Annotated in this window: 18 protein-coding genes; 10 read left to right on the forward strand and 8 right to left on the reverse strand. The window is 73.6% G+C overall.

Going from position 1 to position 18582, the window contains the following annotated elements:
* Positions 1–42 precede the first annotated feature (42 nt).
* The 4 genes from fbaA to QJ852_03820 are packed head-to-tail and all read left to right on the forward strand — an operon-like array spanning position 43 to position 2925.
* Positions 43–1074: a class II fructose-bisphosphate aldolase gene (gene fbaA / locus QJ852_03805; GenBank protein WGX97567.1), complete on the forward strand. Its 1032-nt coding sequence runs from the start codon at positions 43–45 to the stop codon at positions 1072–1074.
* Positions 1071–2360 (forward strand): threonine ammonia-lyase IlvA, encoded by a 1290-nt coding sequence (ilvA, locus tag QJ852_03810; GenBank protein WGX97568.1) that lies wholly within the window; start codon positions 1071–1073, stop codon positions 2358–2360. The genes fbaA and ilvA overlap by 4 nt, the downstream gene beginning before the upstream one ends.
* Positions 2361–2405: 45 nt before the next feature.
* Positions 2406–2603: a hypothetical protein gene (locus tag QJ852_03815; GenBank protein WGX97569.1), complete on the forward strand. Its 198-nt coding sequence runs from the start codon at positions 2406–2408 to the stop codon at positions 2601–2603.
* A complete protein-coding gene (locus tag QJ852_03820; protein WGX97570.1) occupies positions 2587–2925 on the forward strand; it encodes a type II toxin-antitoxin system PemK/MazF family toxin in 339 nt (112 codons plus the stop codon). Before QJ852_03815 ends, QJ852_03820 begins: the two co-directional genes overlap by 17 nt.
* 53 nt (positions 2926–2978) lie before the next feature.
* Here QJ852_03820 and QJ852_03825 read toward each other — a convergent pair whose 3' ends face one another.
* The gene (locus tag QJ852_03825; GenBank protein ID WGX97571.1) at positions 2979–4463 is read right to left on the reverse strand and encodes a DHA2 family efflux MFS transporter permease subunit; all 1485 of its coding nucleotides are present in this window, start codon (positions 4461–4463) and stop codon (positions 2979–2981) included.
* Between the two features lie 57 nt (positions 4464–4520).
* Here QJ852_03825 and QJ852_03830 point away from each other — a divergent pair, with 57 nt between their 5' ends.
* On the forward strand, positions 4521–4943 hold the full coding sequence (locus QJ852_03830) for a DUF3151 domain-containing protein (protein WGX97572.1): 423 nt from the start codon (positions 4521–4523) through the stop codon (positions 4941–4943).
* 13 nt (positions 4944–4956) lie between these two features.
* Positions 4957–5349: an ArsR family transcriptional regulator gene (locus tag QJ852_03835; protein ID WGX97573.1), complete on the forward strand. Its 393-nt coding sequence runs from the start codon at positions 4957–4959 to the stop codon at positions 5347–5349.
* Here QJ852_03835 and QJ852_03840 read toward each other — a convergent pair.
* From QJ852_03840 to QJ852_03860, 5 genes are all read right to left on the reverse strand, one after another.
* Positions 5328–5501 (reverse strand): hypothetical protein, encoded by a 174-nt coding sequence (locus QJ852_03840; protein ID WGX97574.1) that lies wholly within the window; start codon positions 5499–5501, stop codon positions 5328–5330. The genes QJ852_03835 and QJ852_03840 overlap by 22 nt on opposite strands.
* Positions 5502–5588: 87 nt before the next feature.
* Entirely contained in the window at positions 5589–7301 is a 1713-nt protein-coding gene (gene lysS, locus QJ852_03845; protein WGX97575.1) for a lysine--tRNA ligase, read from the reverse strand.
* A 19-nt stretch (positions 7302–7320) separates the two neighbouring features.
* The gene (locus QJ852_03850; protein WGX97576.1) at positions 7321–8214 is read right to left on the reverse strand and encodes a diacylglycerol kinase family protein; all 894 of its coding nucleotides are present in this window, start codon (positions 8212–8214) and stop codon (positions 7321–7323) included.
* Positions 8177–10060 carry an FtsX-like permease family protein gene (locus QJ852_03855; GenBank protein WGX97577.1) on the reverse strand — a complete coding sequence of 628 codons (1884 nt, stop codon included), beginning with the start codon at positions 10058–10060 and terminating at the stop codon, positions 8177–8179. The genes QJ852_03850 and QJ852_03855 overlap by 38 nt, the downstream gene beginning before the upstream one ends.
* A complete protein-coding gene (locus QJ852_03860) occupies positions 10060–10803 on the reverse strand; it encodes an ABC transporter ATP-binding protein (protein WGX97578.1) in 744 nt (247 codons plus the stop codon). Before QJ852_03860 ends, QJ852_03855 begins: the two co-directional genes overlap by 1 nt.
* A 131-nt stretch (positions 10804–10934) precedes the next feature.
* On the opposite strand from QJ852_03860, the gene QJ852_03865 reads away from it, so the two are divergent.
* The 3 genes from QJ852_03865 (at position 10935) to QJ852_03875 (ending at position 14439) form a co-directional block, all read left to right on the forward strand.
* A complete protein-coding gene (locus tag QJ852_03865) occupies positions 10935–12215 on the forward strand; it encodes a sensor domain-containing protein (protein ID WGX97579.1) in 1281 nt (426 codons plus the stop codon).
* A 38-nt stretch (positions 12216–12253) separates the two neighbouring features.
* Entirely contained in the window at positions 12254–12904 is a 651-nt protein-coding gene (locus QJ852_03870; protein WGX99526.1) for a response regulator transcription factor, read from the forward strand.
* A gap of 74 nt (positions 12905–12978) precedes the next feature.
* On the forward strand, positions 12979–14439 hold the full coding sequence (locus QJ852_03875; GenBank protein ID WGX97580.1) for a carboxyl transferase domain-containing protein: 1461 nt from the start codon (positions 12979–12981) through the stop codon (positions 14437–14439).
* A gap of 74 nt (positions 14440–14513) precedes the next feature.
* Here the strand turns inward: QJ852_03875 and QJ852_03880 are convergent, their stop codons facing one another.
* The gene (locus tag QJ852_03880; GenBank protein WGX97581.1) at positions 14514–14888 is read right to left on the reverse strand and encodes a nuclear transport factor 2 family protein; all 375 of its coding nucleotides are present in this window, start codon (positions 14886–14888) and stop codon (positions 14514–14516) included.
* A 215-nt stretch (positions 14889–15103) separates the two neighbouring features.
* On the opposite strand from QJ852_03880, the gene QJ852_03885 reads away from it, so the two are divergent.
* A complete protein-coding gene (locus QJ852_03885) occupies positions 15104–16402 on the forward strand; it encodes an adenylosuccinate synthase (GenBank protein ID WGX97582.1) in 1299 nt (432 codons plus the stop codon).
* 52 nt (positions 16403–16454) lie between these two features.
* Here QJ852_03885 and QJ852_03890 read toward each other — a convergent pair whose 3' ends face one another.
* Positions 16455–18548 (reverse strand): protein kinase, encoded by a 2094-nt coding sequence (locus QJ852_03890; GenBank protein ID WGX97583.1) that lies wholly within the window; start codon positions 18546–18548, stop codon positions 16455–16457.
* Positions 18549–18582: the final 34 nt, after the last annotated feature.

An 18582-nucleotide genomic window follows, 5' to 3' on the forward strand; every position in this document is an offset into this window, starting at 1 on the left:
TTGAGACGGACGTAACCGGACCCCGCGCAGGAGCCAGCCAGCATGCCCATCGCCACCCCTGAGAAGTACGCCGAGATGCTCGACGCCGCGAAGGCCGGCGCGTTCGCCTTCCCGGCCATCAACGTCACGTCCTCCCAGACGCTCAACGCAGCGCTCAAGGGATTCGCCGATGCCGGTTCCGACGGCATCGTCCAGGTGTCGACCGGTGGGGCCGAGTACCTCTCCGGCCCCTCCGTGAAGGACATGGTCACCGGCTCCGTCGCCTTCGCCGCGTACGCCGCCGAGGTGGCGAAGAGCTACCCGGTCAACATCGCGCTGCACACCGACCACTGCCCCAAGGACAAGCTCGACGGGTTCGTCCGCCCGCTGCTCGCGATCTCCGCCGAGCGGGTGGCCCGGGGCGAGGCGCCGCTGTTCCAGTCGCACATGTGGGACGGCTCCGCCGTACCGCTCGACGAGAACCTGCAGATCGCCGAGGAGCTGCTGGCCAAGGCCGCCGCCGCGCGGATCATCCTCGAGATCGAGGTCGGCGTCGTCGGCGGTGAGGAGGACGGCATCGTCGGCGCGATCGACGAGAAGCTCTACACCACGGCCGAGGACGCCCTGGCGACGGTGCGCGCGCTCGGCGTCGGCGAGAAGGGCCGCTACCTGACCGCCCTCACCTTCGGCAACGTCCACGGCGTCTACAAGCCGGGCAACGTCAAGCTGCGCCCGGAGATCCTGCGCGACGCGCAGGCGGCCGTCGTCGCCGAGCTCGGGCTCGCGGCCGACGCGAAGCCGTTCGACCTGGTCTTCCACGGCGGCTCCGGGTCGAGCGCCGAGGAGATCGCCGCGGCGGTCGACTACGGCGTCGTGAAGATGAACGTCGACACCGACACGCAGTACGCCTTCACCCGTCCCGCGGTCGACCACATGCTGCGTAACTACGACGGCGTCCTGAAGATCGACGGCGAGGTCGGCGACAAGAAGGCGTACGACCCGCGCGCCTGGGGCAAGGCCGCCGAGGCCGGCATGGCCGCCCGCGTCGTCGAGGCTGCCGAGAACCTGCGCTCGGCCGGCAAGACCGTCGGGTGACGCAGACGCTCCCCACCGCCGCCGACGTCGACCGGGCGGCCGCCCTGCTCGGGCCGGTCATCCCGCCCACCCCGCTGCAGCGCGCCGACCGGCTCTCCGCACTCACCGGCCTCGAGGTCTGGCTCAAGCGCGAGGATCTGACCCCGGTCCGCTCCTACAAGGCGCGCGGCGCCTACACCGTGCTGGCCGGACTCACCGAGGAGGAGCGCTCACGCGGCGTGACCTGCGCGAGTGCCGGCAACCACGCCCAGGGCGTCGCCTTCGCCTGCGCCCGCGCGGGCGTGCACGCGACGATCTTCCTGCCGCGCACCACCCCACGCCAGAAGCGGGACCGGGTCGCGGCCCTCGGCGGTGACCAGGTCGAGGTCGTCATCGCCGGTGAGGCGTACGACGACGCGGCGGTCGCGGCCGCCGATTTCGCCGCGGCCTCCGGGGCCACCGTGGTCCCGGCGTTCGACCACGCCGGCATCGTCGCCGGCCAGGGCACCGTGGCGGCCGAGATCCTGGCCCAGTCGGCCGAGCTCGGCTGGCAGCCCGACGCGCTGGTGCTCCCCGTGGGCGGGGCGGGGCTGATCGCAGGCTGCCTCACCGTGCTCGGCGAGCGGCTACCCGGCGTACGCGTCGTCGCGGCCGAGCCGGCCGGCGCCGCCTCGCTGGCCGCGGCCCTCGACGCCGGGGGCCCGGTCGAGCTCGACACGGTCGATCCGTTCGTCGACGGCGCCGCGGTGCGCCGGGTCGGCGACCTGACCTACCGGGCCGTCGCCGAGGCGGGCGCTCTGGTCGACCTGTCGATCGCGGCGGTGCCCGAGGGGCTGATCTGCGTGGAGATGCTCGACCTCTACCAGGTCGACGGCATCATCGCCGAGCCCGCCGGCGCCCTGGCCCCCGCGGCCCTGCGCCTGCCGGCCGACAGCCCGGCGGGTCTCGCCCCCGGCAGCCGCGTCGTCGTGGTGGTGTCGGGCGGCAACAACGACGTCTCGCGCTACGCCGACATCGTCGAGCGGGCGCTGGTCCACGAGGGGCTCAAGCACTACTTCCTCGTGGAGTTCCCCCAGGAGCCGGGCGCGCTGCGCCGGTTCCTCGACGACGTGCTCGGGCCCGACGACGACATCACCCTGTTCGAGTACACCAAGCGCAACAGCCGGGAGACCGGCCCCGCGCTGGTCGGCATCGAGATGCAGTCGCCCGACGACCTCGCCGGGCTGCTGGCGCGGATGGCGGAGTCGCGGCTGCGGGTCGAGAAGGTGCCGCCGGACAGCCCGCTGTTCGGGTTCGTGCTCTCCTGAGACGACCTGTAGACCTTGTTGTCTACAGCGAGCTACCCTGGGAGGGTGAGCGACACGACGACGATCCGGGTCAGCCGCGCCACGCGCGACGCGCTCAACGATCTGGCCGCCCGTCGCGGCGAGACCGTGATCGACTCCGTCTCCCGTGCCGTACGGCTGCTCGAACAAGAGGTGATCGGCGCCGATCTCGCTGCGCCGCTCCGCGAGGACGAGCTCGCCTGGCTCGATGCTGACGCCGGGTGACGTCGTCGAGCTCGATCTCGGCACTCCGACCGGGGCCGAGGCGGGCCCGCGCAGGCCCGCTGTCGTGGTGACCGCCGAGCGCATCCTCCGGGGCGGGCCGAACGTCATCCAGGTGGTGCCCCTCACCCGCACGGTCCGCGACAGCGGTGCCGAGGTCGCCATCGAGCCTGATGAGCACAACGGTCTCATCGCCACGTCCGCTGCGCAGTGCCAGCACATCCGCTCCGTCGCCACCCCGCGGGTGGGGGCGCGGATCGGCAATGTCGGCCCGGTCGTGCTGCGGCAGATCCGGGGAATCGTCGCGACCATCATCGACGCCTGAGAACGTGTCTGAACCACGTCTCTCGCCGCGCGGCCCGCGGACGCTGCGCACGGTCAGTGCGTCGCGAAGCCCTCGTGCCGGGGCCTCTCGTAGAACATCACCGCCACGAGGCCGACGACATAGACCAGGGCGGGCAGCCACAGCGACTGTTGCATCGCCCGGCTGAACAGCTCGGCCACCCGCGGGTCGGCGATCTGGGCGGCCCCGGCCTCGCCGTGGGCGGCGGCCCCGGGCAGGTAGTGGGCCAGCCGGCTGTCCATGATCACGGCGATCGCGGCGGCGCCGAGCACCGAGCCCACCTGCCGGGTGGCGTTGTAGACGCCGGCGCCGGCGCCGGCCTGGTGCATCGGCAGGTTGCGGTTGGCGGTGGTCGCGGTCGGGGCCCAGATGAAGGCGTTCCCGACGCCGATCAGGGCCATCGGGATGGCGAGCTCCCACACCGGGACGCCGGGCTCGAGGCGCCAGACGAGCGCGAGGAAGCCGACCAGGCTGGCCGCGAACCCGAAGCCCAGCACCCGGCGCGGGTGCTGGCGGTCCGAGAGCCGGCCGACCAGCCGGGCGAGCAGGATCGACATCACCGCCATGGGCAGCATCAGCAGCGCCGCCTGGGTGGGGGAGTAGCCGCGCACCGCCTGGGCGTAGAGCATGAGCGGGAAGCCGAAGGACGCGGCGGTGGCCCCCATGCAGGTGATCGCGATCGTCGACACCGAGAAGTTGCGGTCGCGGAACAGGTCGAGCGGCACCAACGGCTCGGTGCGGTTGAGCCGCTGCCACACGATGAAGGCGACCAGCAGGACGCCGCCGCCGGCGATCATCGCGATGATCCAGCTCGCCCAGTCCATCTGGTGGCCCTCCTGGATGCCGAAGCAGAGCAGGAACATCGCCCCGCCGGACAGGGCGACCCCGATCCAGTCGAACCGGTGTGCGTGGGTGGGCAGCGCGGGGACCAGCCGCCACGCCATCGCGAAGGCGAGCAGGCCGACGGGCAGGTTGATGAAGAAGATCCACTCCCAGCCCAGGCCGTCGGTGAGCACGCCGCCGAGCAGCGGGCCGACGACCATCGCGACGCCGGCCGTGGCGCCCCACACCGCCATCGCGCTGCCGCGCTGGGCCGGCGGGAAGATCCGGGTGATGATCGCCATCGTCTGCGGCGTCATCAGCGAGGCGCCGAGGCCCTGCACGACCCGCGCCACGATGAGCGCCTCCACGGTCGTGGTCAGGCCGCACCACAGCGAGGCGAGGGTGAAGACGGTGAGACCGATGAGGTAGAGGTACTTCGCGCCGTAGCGGTCGCCGAGGCGGCCGGTGATGAGCACCGGGACGGCGTAGGCCAGCATGTAGGCGCTCGACACCCACACCACGTCGTTCACGGACGCATCGAGGTCCTCGATGATCGTCGGCGTCGCCACGGTGACGATCGTGAGGTCGACCAGGATCATGAAGAACCCGATGACCAGCGCCCACAGCGCCGGCCAGGGGTTGGTCGTCGCCTGTCCGGGAGCGGGCGGGGCGACGGATCCGAGAGAGTCACTGGTCACGAACACCAGTCAACACCCGAACGCCGACAGGTCTTCCCCGCCGGTCAGAATGGGAGCATGAGCATCACACCCGGTGCCGACCTGATGGCCGGCCCGCCCCCCACGCACCTGCCCGTCGACCCGGCCGAGGCGCTCCTCGCCGAGGGCCACCAGCCCGCGGACGTCGTCCGCCGGCTCCCGTCGTCGCCGCTGGCCTGGGCGACCCTCGCCGAGCAGGCCCGCGACGGTGGTGCCGACGACGTCACGGTCTACGCCTATGCCCGGGTCGGCTACCACCGCTCGCTCGACCTGCTGCGCCGCAACGGCTGGAAGGGCCACGGTCCGGTGCCGTGGGAGCACGAGCCCAACCGCGGCTTCCTGCGCGCCCTCGCCCTGCTCGCCCTCACCGCCCGCGCGATCGGCGAGACCGACGAGTGGGAGCGCTGCGCCACCTTCCTGCGCGACTCCAGCCCGACGGCGTACGACGCGCTGCTCGGCTGAGCGAGGCACCTCGATGGCGGGAGACCTGCCGCGCCTGGGGCCCCGGGTGTGGTGGGTCTACCTCGCGGTCGACACGCCCAAGACGGTCGGTCAGCTCGCCGCGGACGCCGGCATCGCGCCGGGCTCGATCCGCGGCCATCTGCGCAAGCTCGAGCGGGCCGGTCTGGTGCGGATGAGCGCGGAGCCGGGCGCGGAGCCGATGTGGACACAGGCGCGCGAACTCGACCCGGCGACCCGCTACCGGATCGTCGGCCGGGTCGAGCGCGGCCGGCTGCGGCAGCCCGACGATGTCATCGCCACCCGAGCACCCGCGCCGCCGCTGGTGGTGGCCGTGGCGCCGGCGGGGTGCATCCGGCCGGTGAGTCGGCCCTGGTCGCTCCGGGCTCAGGACCGGACGGCCAGGTAGGCGGCCGCGAGCAGCAGGATCAGGCCGAGGGCGGCCGCGATGGGTAGGTCGCTCGCCCGGGAGGCGCGGTGCGCCCGGGTGGCGGTGGGACGCTCGCCGGCCGGGACGGGCTCGGTCGCGCGGTGCTTGCGGGTCAGCTGGGTGGTCCGCATGGGATCTCCTTCTCCGAGACGTACACCTACCGGACGGGATCCGGCGGCGTTCATCACGCGGATTTCGAGGATTTCCGCAGACGGGCCTCAGAGGACGAGCAGCGAGCGCACCTTGTCGTGGCCGAGGGCGGCGAACAGCGTGGGCAGCCGGGGGCCGCGCTCGGCGTCGACGAGCAGCTCGTAGAGCAGCTTGAAGAACGCCTTCTGGTCGGCCTTCACCTCGTCGGTGGGGGCGTCGGCCAGGGTCATCCCCCGCGCGATCTTGGGTACGCCGTAGATCACCGTGGTGAGCATGTCGAGCTGGTCGTCGGCACCGTAGGCGGCGGCGAGTCGCTTGACCAGGAGCCCGATCCAGAGCGCCTCCTGCTCCGAGAGCGACCCGAGCCGCGCGGCATCGGCGGTCGCGCGGACCGTCGTACGCTCCTCGGGGTCGACGTACGACTCGATCCAGGTCGCCGCCTTCGACAGCCGCGGCTCCAGGTCGGCCTCGCTCGCGCCGACGGTGCGCGCGGTGATCGCGCGCGAGCCCGCGGTCACGTCGGCGACCGACGACAGCATCCGGAACGGTACGACGACCGTCGGGGTCGGCAGCGTGCCGGCGGTCGAGGTGGCCGAGGCCCGCTCCCAGGCGAGGACGGCGGCGTCGCGCTTCTCGGGGACGGCGGCCTTCTTCGTGAGGGCGTCCCACTCGTCGTAGAGCCGCAGCACCTCCTGCCCGAAGTCGACGTTGAAGGCCTGCTTGGGCTGCCGGCGCGCGTAGAGCCAGCGCAGGATCGGCGCCTCGAGGATCCGCAGTGCCTCGGCCGCGGTGGGGACGCCGCCCTTGGAGGACGACATCTTCGGCATGCCGGCGACGCCGACGAAGGAGTAGCCGACGAAGGACGGCGCGGAGCCGCCGAAGATCGGGCCGACGATCTCCTTGCCGACGGTGTACGACGAGCCGGGGGAGGCGTGGTCGACGCCGCCGGGCTCGAAGTGGACGCCCTCGTAGGTCCAGCGCATCGGCCAGTCGACCTTCCAGACCAGCTTGCCCTCGTCCTGGGTCGCGACGTTGGTGACATAGGAGTCGCCGCACACGTCGCAGGTGTAGGCGAGGTCGGTGGTCTCGTCGTCGTACGACGTGAGGGTGACGGTGTCGCGGCCACAGCCGCGGCAGTAGGGCTTGTAGGGGAAGCGGGACAGGTCATCGCTCGAACCCTGTCCGGCGGCGTCTGTGTCATCCGGCTCGGCCGTCGACTCCTGTGCGCCCTCGACCTTCTTGGTGCGGAACCGGGCCATCACGGTCTCGATCTCGCCGCGCTTGCGGATCGCGGTGAGGATCTGCTCACGATAGGTGCCGGAGCGGTACATCGCGGTCTGGTCGACCTCGACCATGTCGCAGCCCATCTCGACGAGCGCGGCCCGCAGCGGCGCCTTGTAGCGCTCGCCCCAGTTGGCGAACTCCCCGGTCGGGTCGGGGACGGCCGACAGCGGGCGGCCGATGTGCTCGTTCCAGGCGGGGTCGATGCCGGCCGGCACCTTGCGGAACCGGTCGTAGTCGTCCCAGCTGTGCAGGTGGCGCACGTTGATCCCGCGCCGGCGGATCTCCTCGGCCACGAAGTGGACGGTGAGGAACTCGCGCAGGTTGCCGAGGTGGATCGGCCCGGACGGGCTGATCCCGGACGCGCAGGTCACCAGGTCGGGCAGGGAGCCGCCGTTGACCTGCTCGGCGTGACGCAGCGCCAGGTCGGCGGTCCGGGTCACCCAGTCGCTGGGGTCCTGCTGCCGGCCGTCCTGCTGGTTGCGCTGTCCTCGTGCCACGACGCCCAAGCCTATGGCGCTACGGCGCGGGAACCAGCATCGCGTACGCCGCCGGCAGCACCCGCCACGTCCGCGAGCGCACCGGGCCGTCGATCTCCCCGTCGCTGTTGCAGTCGAAGGGCGTGCCGCTCACCCGGACCGTGCGGCCCCGCAGGATCCGCACGTCGCCGTGCGCCTCGTGCCGGGCGAACGGCAGCCGGACGAGATAGCCGAGCCGTGCCAGCGGGCCGGTCGGGGTGGCGATCAGCACGTCCACCTGGCCGTCGTGGGGCTCGGCGTCCGGGGTGAGCTCCGTGCCGCCGCCCACGGAGGCGCCGTTGCCGACCGCGACCATCAGCACCGGCCGGTCCACGTCGACCACGACCGCGTCGTCGACCTCGACCCGGACCCGGAGGCTGGGCGGGTTCAGGGCCGTCTGCAGGGCGCCGATCGGGTAGCCGATCCGGCCCAGCCGGGCCTTCCACCGGGCGCCGCGCTTCCCGGCCTCGGCGCCCGCGCCGAGATGGACGCTGTTGACGGTGACCTGCTCCCGGTCGTCGACGACCAGGTCCGTGGCGCGGGTCGCGCCCCCGGCGATCACCCGGGCGGCCGCCACCGGTTCCAGCGGGAGGTCGAGGGTGCGGGCGAAGTCGTTGCCGGTGCCGAGGGGGATCAGCCCGAGCGTCCGACCGGCCAGCTCGCCCCGCGTGTGCAGCGCCTGGACGACGGCGTGGATGCTGCCGTCGCCCCCGGCCACCACGATGGTGCGTCGGCCGGCCGAGGCCAGCACGTCGTCGAGCTCCTCGGGGGACGAGGTGCCGCGGACCTCGACCTCGGCGCTCTCACGGAGCACCGCGAGCGCGGCGTCGACCGCCTCCTGGTCCGCCGTCCCGGCGTCACTGTTGGTGATCAGCAGCAGCGGAGGGGTGGCCACGCAGCCACTTTAGGCCCAGCACGGGCAGCACCGCCGCGACGACGGTGACCGCCGCGCAGGCGCCGGCGATGGCGAGCAGGCTCGCCCACGGCACCGTCAGCGGTACGTCGTCGAGGCCGGCCGTCATCGGGGCGCGCAGCAGCACGGCGACGGTCACGGTGACCGCCGTACCGAGCAGCAGGGCCGCGGTGGCGACCATGGCGGACTCGGCGAGCACCATCCGGCGCACCTGGGCGGCCGTGGCGCCGACCAGTCGGGTGACCGAGAACTCCCGGCGTCGCTGCAGGCTGCCCATGAGCAGGGTGTTGGCGATCGCGATGCCCGCGTAGAGCCCGGTCGGGCCGAGGATCGCGATGAGGCCGACCTGGTTCTGGTCGCGCTGGGCCCGGTCGATGCGGGTGATCCACTGCTCGGCACTGAGCACGTCCCCGCCGCCGGCCCCGGAGCCGGCCAGCGCGGTGCGCAGTCGGGCTGCGTCGGCGCCGGGCGCCGGCAGCACGAACCAGGTGCCGGTCGGCTTCGCGCCGTGGGCCCGGGCCAGCCTCCGGGGGAGCAGCAGGTCGTCGTGCAGCGTGGCGGCGTCCTCGACGACGGCGACCACCCGCAGTCGCATCCGGGCACCGTCGGGGAAGCGCACCCGTACCTGCGAGCCGAGCCCGAACCCCGCGTCGAACACCGCGGACCGGCTGATCGCCATCGTGCGGCCGGTCAGCCGGGACAGGTCGCCCGCGTGGGTCCGGATGCCGCGGGTGGCGACGGCGGTCGCGGGGTCGATCCCCTCGGCCGTCCAGTCACTCGCCAGCTCGCCGCCGGTCGCCACGGCGACGGTGTTGCGGCCGTCGACGACGGCGCCGGCCGGTGCCGTGGGCGCCTTCGTCGTGCCGGTCACGACGACCGGGGCGACGAGCTGCTGGCGGGTGATGCCCTGGTCCCAGTCCGCGGCGAAGCTCAGGCTGAGGATCAGCGAGCCCGCGATCGCGGAGATGGCCAGCACCGGCGCGGCGAGCGAGGTGGTCCGGCGGGCCTGGTCGCCCACGTTCGCGCGGGCCAGCCCGAGCACGGGGTGCTCGCGGACGGGGACGGTCAGCGCCCGCACGAGCAGGGGGAGCAGGACGGGGCCCCAGCAGACCAGGCCGACGACGACCAGCTCCGGCACGAAGATCGAGAGCATCAGCGCCAGCACCGGGTCGCCCGCCCGGATCCCGACCAGCATCAGCCCGGCCCCGGCCAGGCACAGCGTGCCGACGACCCCGCGGACCACGCCGATCCGGCGGCCGGTGTCGGTCGCCTCGAGCAGCGCCTGCGCGGGCGGCACCTTCGCCGCGCGCCGGGCCGCGGTCCAGGCGCCGAGCAGCGCGACGACGACACCACAGCCGGCCGAGATCAGCAGGGGGAGCAGATCCCAGGTGAGGGGGACCCGGCCGGGCGTGACGCCCTGGGCGGCGAGCAGGACGGCGAGCGCCAGTGCGACCAGGCGGCCCAGGGCCGCGCCGGTGGCCGCTGCCAGGACAGCGACCACGAGGGCCTCGACGCGCACCTGGCGCCGTACCTGGCGCGGGGTGGCGCCGATCAGGCGCAGCAGGCCGAGCTCGCGCCGCCGCGCGGTGACGGCGAAGCCGAAGGTGCTCGCCACGACGAAGATCGCCATGAACCCGGCGAAGCCGGCCATCACCCCGAGCAACGAGAGCGTGTCCTGGACCTCGGGGCCCTGGTCGCCGATCGAGACGGTCAGTACGACCACACCGGCGATCAGCGCGACCCCGAGCGCGACCGCGACGAACGAGCCGGCGTAGAGCGCCCGGTGCTGGCGCACCGAGCTGAGCCCGAGGTGGAGCGAGGCGGGCATCACCGCTCCAGCTCGCTCATCGCCGCGGCGATCTGGGCCGCGGTGCCCCGGGCGAGGTGGCCGACGACGAGTCCATCCTCGAGGAAGAGCACGCTGTCGGCGTACGACGCGGCGAGCGGGTCGTGGGTCACCATCACCACGGTCAACCCCTCGGCGTCGACGGTCGAGCGGAGCAGCTCGAGCACCTGGCGGCCGGTGGTGCGGTCGAGGGCCCCGGTCGGCTCGTCGGCGTACACGACCTGCGGGCGGGTCACCAGGGCCCGGGCGATCGCGACCCGCTGCTGCTGGCCGCCCGAGAGCTCCGCGGGACGCCGCCGCTGGTGCGCCTCCAGCCCGACCCGCGCCAGCGCGCCGGCCACCTCGGCGCGGGCGGGACGGCGGCCCGCGAGCCGGGCGGGCAGCGCCACGTTGTCGTACGACGTGAGTGCAGGCAGCAGGTTGTAGGCCTGGAAGACGAAGCCCATCGCGCTGCGGCGCAGCCGGGTCAGGGCGGCCTCGTCGAGCCGGCCCAGATCGTGGCCGGCGACGAGGACCCGCCCCGACGTGGGGCGGTCCAGCCCGGCGGCGCACTGCAGGAGCGTGGACTTGCCGGAGCCGGACGGGCCCATGATCGCGGTGAAGCTGCCGGGCGCGAAGGCGTGGGTGACGCCGCGCAGCGCGTCCACCCGGCCGGCGCGGGAGCCGTAGCTGCGGGTGACGCCGTCGAGGACGATCGCGGGCGGGGCGAGGGTCGCGGTGCTCATGACGACGAGCCAACCGCGCGCCGGCCGGCCGCGCGCTGGCCCGGACGCGAGAGCGGGGGTAGCGCGGACGCCACCCTCGCGCGGGCGCCCGGGCCCCTGCCGGCGTACTCGCGGATCCCTACGCTGGGCGCATGCCCCGACCGGAGTCCGCCTGGAGTGCACTGCGCGGCAACCCGGTGCGGTTCCTGCTGTCGTCCTGGCCGTGGCGCGCGCTGGCCTACCTGGCGAGCACGGCCGTCGTCGGCTTCGCCCTCCTGGTCGTCCTCCTCGCCCTGCTCCTGGCCGGTGCTATCACGGCCGTCGTGGTGATCGGCTTCGTCCTCATCGGCGCGATCCCGCTGGTCGCGGTCGCGGTGCTGGCCCTGGAGCGGCGCCGGATCCGGCTGGTGCAGCCGCGCGCCGTACCGCTGGGGGAGCCGCGCCCGCCGGTCGCCGGCGGTCCACGGGCGTGGGTCCGGCAGCGGCGGCGGGAGCCGCCGTCGGGCCGCGAGGCCGGCTACGTGGTGCTGCTGGTCACCCTGCTCTGGCTGGTCGACGCGGTGGTCGCGTTCAACGCGGTGTTCCTCACCGGCGTCTTCGTGGTGGCGCCCCTGATCGCGGCGGTCGACCAGGTGGTCGTCTTCGCGTGGGCCCCGGACTCCGCCGGCGAGGCGCTGCCCCTGCTGCTGATCGGGGCGCCCCTCAGCTACGCGCTGAGCGCGTACGTCGTCACCGCGATGGCCGCGGCCCAGGCCGCCCTCGCCCGGCTGCTGCTCGAGCCGGGCGAGGAGGAGCTGGAGCGCCGGATCCGCCAGCTGCGCCGCTCCCGGCTCGACCTGGTCGACGCCTTCGAGACCGAGCGCCGGCGGATCGAGCGGCACCTGCACGACGGCGTCCAGCAGCGGCTGGTGGCGCTGAGCATGACCCTGGGCCGCGCCGAGCTGGACGTGCCGGAGGGGCCGGGACTCGACCTGGTCCGCCAGGCGCACCGCGAGACGGAGGCGGCGCTGGCGGACCTGCGCGAGGCGGTGCGCGGCATCCATCCGCGGGTGCTGGTCGACCACGGGATCGCGGCGGCCGTGCGCGAGGTCGCGGACCGGATGCCGGTGCCGGTGACGGTCGGCCTCGACCTGCCGCGGCTGCCCGCGCCGGTCGAGGCGGCGGCGTACTTCGTCGTGAGCGAGGCGCTGACCAATGTGGCCCGCCACGCGGGCGCGCGCACGGTCGGCGTGGCCGGCTGGCTGGCCGGCGACGACCTCGTGGTGACGGTGACCGACGACGGCGTCGGCGGTGCCCGGATCGGCGCGGGCACCGGGCTGGCGGGTCTGGTGACCCGGCTCGACGCCCTCGGTGGCACCCTGGGCGTACGCAGCCCCGAGGGCGGGCCGACCGAGGTGAGGATGGAGTGCCCGTGCCGGACCGAGGCCCCGTGACCGGATCGCTGACGGGCTCCCTGACCGGCGGGCGCCGGCTGCGGGTGGTGATCGCGGAGGACCTGGCGCTGCTCCGGGAGGGCCTGGTGGGCATCGTCGAGCGCGCGGGACACGAGGTGCTCGCCGCGGTGGAGACCGCCGAGGCACTGCTCGCCTTCGTCCGGCGGGATCCGCCCGACCTCGTCGTCACCGACGTCCGGATGCCGCCCGGTCACTCCGACGAGGGCCTGCGCGCCGCGGCCGCGATCCGCGCCGACCACCCGGGCATCGGCATCCTGGTCCTGTCGCAGTACGTCGCCGACGCCTATCTCGACGGCCTGCTCCAGACCGACAGCGGCGGCGGCACCGGCGGGATGGGCTACCTGCTCAAGGACCGGGTCGGCCACGTGCGGGAGTTCCTCGACAGCGTCGACCGGGTCGCCGCCGGCGGCCTCGTCGTCGATCCCGACGTGGTCCGCCAGCTGCTCTCCCGGCGGCGCGACGACGGCCCCCTCTCCGCGCTGACCGAGCGCGAGCGCGAGGTGCTCTCGCTGATGGCCGAGGGGCGCACCAACGGCTCGATCGCCGCCGCGCTCGTCGTCAGCGAGGCGGCGGTGCGCAAGCACGTCGGCAACATCTTCGCGAAGCTCGACCTCGACCCGGACAGCGACCGCCGGGTCTCCGCTGTCCTGACCTATCTGCGTGGCTGATCGCCACCCAGGGCGCCGGTCTTCGGCAGAAGTTGCCGACGTACGGTCCGCGGGAGCGTGGTTGGATCCGGTCCATGAGCACGGCCGAGAGCACGCCCCGCCGCTGGACCGCACGTGAGCTGATCGACCTGGTGCTCGACGAGGGCTCCTACGAGTCGTGGGACGTCCCGGTCGACATCGGCGGTCACGACGAGGCCTATCAGGCGGAGCTGCGGGCGGCGGCGGAGAAGGCCGGCACCGACGAGTCGGTGCTCACCGGCCGCGGCACCGTCCGGGGCCGGCCGGTGGCCTTCGTGGTCAACGAGTTCCGCTTCCTGGCCGGCTCGATCGGCGTCGCCGCCGCGACCCGGATCGCCGCGGCCGTGCGCCGCGCGACCGCCGAGGGCCTGCCGGTGCTCGCGAGCACCTCATCCGGTGGCACCCGCATGCAGGAGGGCACCCGCGCGTTCGTGAAGATGGTCGAGATCTCGCGGGCGCTGATGGAGCACCGCGCGGCGGGCCTGCCCTATCTCGTGCACCTGCGCCACCCCACCACCGGTGGTGTCTACGCGTCGTGGGGCTCCCTGGGTCACGTGACCGTCGCCGAGCCGGGCGCACTCGTCGGCTTCCTCGGGCCGAAGGTCTACGAGGCGCTCAACGGTCGGCCCTTCCCGCCCGGCGTGCAGGTCGCCGAGAACCTCGCCGCCCACGGCGTGATCGACGCGGTCGTGCCGGCGGAGCATCTGCCGGCGCTGGTCGACCACGCCCTGGGGGTGCTCGTCGACCCGGCCGGCGAGGCCGGCCTGGAGCGGCGTACCCCGGTCGAGGCGGGGACGATGCTCGACCGCCCGGTCTGGGAGGACATCGAGGCCACGCGCGCGGCCGGTCGGGTGGGGGTCCGCGACCTGATCCGGTACGGCGCCGCGAGCACCCTGCGCCTCAAGGGGACCGACGAGGGGGAGCGCGACGACACCGTCCTCATCGCCCTCACCCGCCTCGACGGCCGCCCGTGCGTGCTGGTCGGCCAGGACCGCTCCCGCCAGACGCCCGCGACACCGATGGGCCCCGGCGCGCTGCGCGAGGCCCGGCGCGCGATGGAGCTCGCCGAGGAGCTGCGGCTCCCGCTCGTCACCGTGATCGACACCCCCGGCGCCGAGCTCTCCCCGTCTGCCGAGGAGGGCGCGATGGCCGGTGAGATCGCCCGTTGCATCGCGGGCCTGGTCACCATGACGGTCCCGACCGTGTCGGTGATCCTCGGCCAGGGCTGCGGCGGTGGCGCGCTCGCCCTGCTCCCGGCGCGCACCGTCCTCGCCACGTCCCGTGGCTGGCTCTCGCCGCTGCCGCCGGAGGGGGCCAGTGTCATCGTCCACGGCGACCCGTCCCACGCGGCCGAGATGGCGGCCCATCAGAAGGTCGGCGCGCTCGACCTGCTCGCGGACGGCAACGTCCACGGCGTCGTACCGGAGCGGGACGACGACACCCCCGAGACGCTCGCCCGGGCGGTCGTGGCGGAGATTGCCGCCCGCCTCGCCGACCCGGCGCATCTGAACGTCTGAGAGACGCCGACCCGGCGCGTCTGAACGTCTGAGAGACGCCGACCCGGCGCGTTTGAACGCGCCGGGTCGGTGGTTCAGCTGACGACCATGTCCTCGCCGGCCCAGAACGCCCGCATGCTGGTGATCCGGCCCTCGTCGTCGAAGGTCATCACGTCGATCGGCGCGAGCGTGAAGGTCTGGTCGCCGGCCTTGGTGACCAGTTCGAAGGAGAACGCCGCCTCGTTGCCGGCGACCCGGGCGCAGAGCAGCCGCCCGGTCTGCTCCAAGCCGTCGAGGGCGGCGTAGAACTCGGCGATCTGCTCGCGGGTGGTGCGCACCTCCGAGCCGACCGGGTCCTCGACGGTGGCGCCGTCGGCGTAGAGCGCGACGACGTCGGCGGAGGCCCCGGTGGCGACGAGGTCGACGTAGGTCTGGATGGTCTCGAGGATGGTCTCGCGGCTGGCGCCCATGACGGCTCCTTGGTTCGGTTCGGTCGGATGAACTAGAACGTGTTCTCGTTGCGCCGAATCTAGCCCCAAGGTCGCGTTTTGGTAACGTGACGCCGCAAGAGCCCCGGTCTTGCCGGGGCTTCCTGCTTGTCCGACACCAGCAAGAGAACCAGTGGTGCGTTGAGCAGCCGTCCTCGCGGACGGAGGGACTCCGTCCGTGCGAAGGAGCAACCAAGATGCCTGCAATCGTGATCGTCGGAGCCCAGTGGGGCGACGAGGGCAAGGGCAAGGCCACCGACCACCTCGGCAGCCAGGTCGACTACGTCGTCAAGTTCAACGGCGGCAACAACGCCGGCCACACCGTCGTCATTCGCCGAGAATCAGGTGACGTTGAGAAGTACGCCCTCCACCTGCTGCCCAGCGGCATCCTCACCCCCGGCTGCACGCCGGTCATCGGCAACGGCGTCGTCGTCGACATCGACGTCCTGTTCCAGGAGATCGACGGCCTCGAGGCCCGCGGCATCGACACCAGCCAGCTGAAGCTGAGCGCCAACGCCCACGTCATCGCCGACTACAACCGCACCCTCGACAAGGTCACCGAGCGCTTCCTCGGCTCCCGCAAGATCGGTACGACGGGCCGCGGCATCGGCCCGACCTACGCCGACAAGATGAACCGGATCGGCATCCGGGTCCAGGACCTGTTCGACGAGAAGATCCTCACCCAGAAGGTCGAGGGCGCCCTCGAGCTCAAGGGCCAGATCCTGACCAAGGTCTACAACCGCCGCGCGCCGTCCGTGGCGCAGACCGTGGAGGAGCTGCGCAGCCACGCCGACCGCCTGGCGCCCTACGTCTGCGACACGGGGCTGCTGCTCAGCCAGGCGCTCGACCGCGACGACGTGGTGCTGATGGAGGCCGGCCAGGCCACGCTGCTCGACGTCGACCACGGCACCTACCCGTTCGTGACCTCCAGCAGCGCGATCTCGGCCGGCGCCTGCACCGGCACCGGCATCCCGCCGACCCGCATCGACCAGGTCATCGCGATCGCGAAGGCGTACACCACGCGCGTCGGCGAGGGCCCTTTCCCGACCGAGCTGCACGACGACAACGGCGAGTTCCTGCGCAAGGCGGGCTGGGAGTACGGCACGACCACCGGCCGCCCGCGCCGCTGCGGCTGGATGGACACCGTCATCACCCGGTACGCCGCCCGGGTCAACGGCGTCACCGACTTCGTGCTCACCAAGCTCGACACGCTCACCGGCCTCGCCGAGCTCCCCGTCTGCGTCGCGTACGACGTCGACGGGGTGCGCCACGACGAGATGCCGGTCAACCAGACCGACTTCCACCATGCCGTGCCGATCTACGAGAACCTCCCCGGCTGGACCGAGGACATCTCCGGCTGCCGCAGCTTCGAGGAGCTGCCGAGGGCCGCCCAGGAGTACGTCGAGTTCGTCGAGGCGCGCTCCGGAGCGCGGATCTCGGTCGTCGGCGTGGGCCCCGAGCGCGAGCAGGCGGTCGTCCGGCACCCGCTGCGCTGAGCCGCCCCGATCCGGGCGTCGGGTGGGCCGGCCGTGGCCGGCCCACCCGACCTCACCCGACGAGCTCGAACCCGTCGTCGCACTCCGGCGCGCAGGCCAGCGAGCCCCACTGCTGCGGGTCGCCGAAGGACGAGCCGTCGGAGAGCTGCACGAACAGGTTCAGCCCGTCGTCCTCGGTCCCGTCGTTGGCGGCGTAGCGCAACTGCACCAGGTCGGCGTCGCCGTCCCCGTCGACGTCGCTGAGCGCCTGGCCGGTGAGGCCGCTGTCGTAGAGGTTCCTGCGCGCGTCGTCGACCGAGATCCGGGTGCGGAACCACCGCGTGCGCGGCGCGAAGGCGTCGTCGGCGATGTCGTAGACGAAGATCGCCCGGCCGGTCGCGTTCGGGGCGACCAGCTCGTCCGCACCGTCGCCGTCGACGTCGCCGACCAGCCACTGGGCCAGCAGCGGGTTGACCGCCTTGCCGCCCAGCACCTTCTCGGCGACGGCCACCAGGGTGCCGTCCTCGGGGCGGAGCAGCCGTAGTACGTCATTGCGCTCGGCGTCGGTGCCGAAGTAGACGAGCTCGTCGCGCCCGTCGCCGTCGAAGTCGCCGGCGACGGTGCTGCTGTCGGACAGCTCGGAGGAGTACCACTGCCGCGGCGCGGCGAACCCGCGGTCCTGGGCCAGGGCGACGTGCAGGCCGTCGAGCTCGTCGGTCTGGTCGCCGTACAGGACCAGGTCGTCCCTCCCGTCGCCATCGAGGTCGCCGACGCTCGCGCTGTACGGCTTGATGTCGAAGACCGGGTCGAGGTCGAGCTCGGTGGTCCACCGCTCGCCCGCGCCGGGCACGACCACGACGCTCAGCCGGTCGTCGTCCTCGTCGAGCCAGACCACGTCGGTGCGCCCGTCGCCGTCGACGTCGCCGAACCTCGGCAGGCCGGCCTCGGCACCGGCCCGCTGCGGCGACCCGAACTGCAGGCCGGACGACGGCACGGTCCAGACGGAGAGCGGGTTGAGGGCCTCGAACCGGGTCTGGTGGACCAGCACGTCGCCGTACCGGTCGCCGGTGAGGTCGCCGGCCACGGTCGCGGTCGGCTCCTCCCCGTCGGGGGACGCCGGCGGGGAGTCGTCGTCGCGTACGACGAGCCAGCCGGTCACGCCGGCCGCGAGGGCGAGCACCACGACGCCCGCCACGACGAGGGACCACCGGGACCGTCCGGATGGGGGAGGAGGCGGAGGCGGGGCCGCGTCGCGTACGACGGTGCCCGCTCCCGGCGCGGACGCAGGGCCCTCGACGACGCCGGCCGGCGCGGCCGCCGCCAGCCGCTCGAGGTCGGCGCGGAAGGAGGTGGCGTCGGGGTAGCGGTCGGCCGGGTCCTTCGCGAGCGCCCTGCCGAGCACCGCGTTGAGCTCCGCGGTGAACCCGGCGGTGCCGGGCAGCCGCGGCACCGGCGCCTGCTGGTGCGCGAGCGCGATCTGCGCGTCGGTGCCCTGGTAGGGCTCGCGCCCGGTCAGGCACGCCCAGAGCACGCAGCCGAGCGCGTAGACGTCGCTCGACGGGGTCGCGGGCAGGCCCTCGGTCCGCTCCGGGGAGAGATAGGACCAGGTGCCGGCGACCGTGCCCGCGGCGGTCGGTGCCGGGCCCTCGGCCCCGTCGGCCCCGTCGGCGCCGTCCGTGCGGGCGATGCCGAAGTCGCAGAGATAGGCGTGCTGGTCGGCGGTGCCGGGGTGCCGGATCAACACGTTGGAGGGCTTCACGTCGCGGTGGACGACGCCGGCGCGGTGCGCGTCGGCCAGGCCGCGAGCGAGCTGCGCGCAGAGCTCGAGCGCCTGCGGGGCGGGCATCGCGCCGTGCTCGCGCAGCCAGCTCCACAGATCCCGGCCGTCGACGTACTGGGTGACGATGTACGGCGTCCCGTCGACCTCGTCGTGGTCGTGGATCGCAGTCACGTGGGGTGAGTCGAGCCGGGCGAGGGCTGCCGCCTCGGCCTGGAACCGGGCCCGGAACTCGGGGGACCGGGCGAGTACGCCGGTGATGACCTTGAGCGCCACGGTCCGCCGCAGCCGCGGGTCGGTCGCCGCGAAGACGACGCCCATGCCGCCTTGGCCGAGAACCCGGTCCAGCTGGTAGCGGCCGAACTGCTCGCCGACGCTGGGCACACGCATGAGATTCCCCCCGAGAATCGTGGTCAGACCTGGG

It is taken from the genome of Nocardioides sp. L-11A (assembly GCA_029961745.1).
Lineage (GTDB): Bacteria > Actinomycetota > Actinomycetes > Propionibacteriales > Nocardioidaceae > Nocardioides.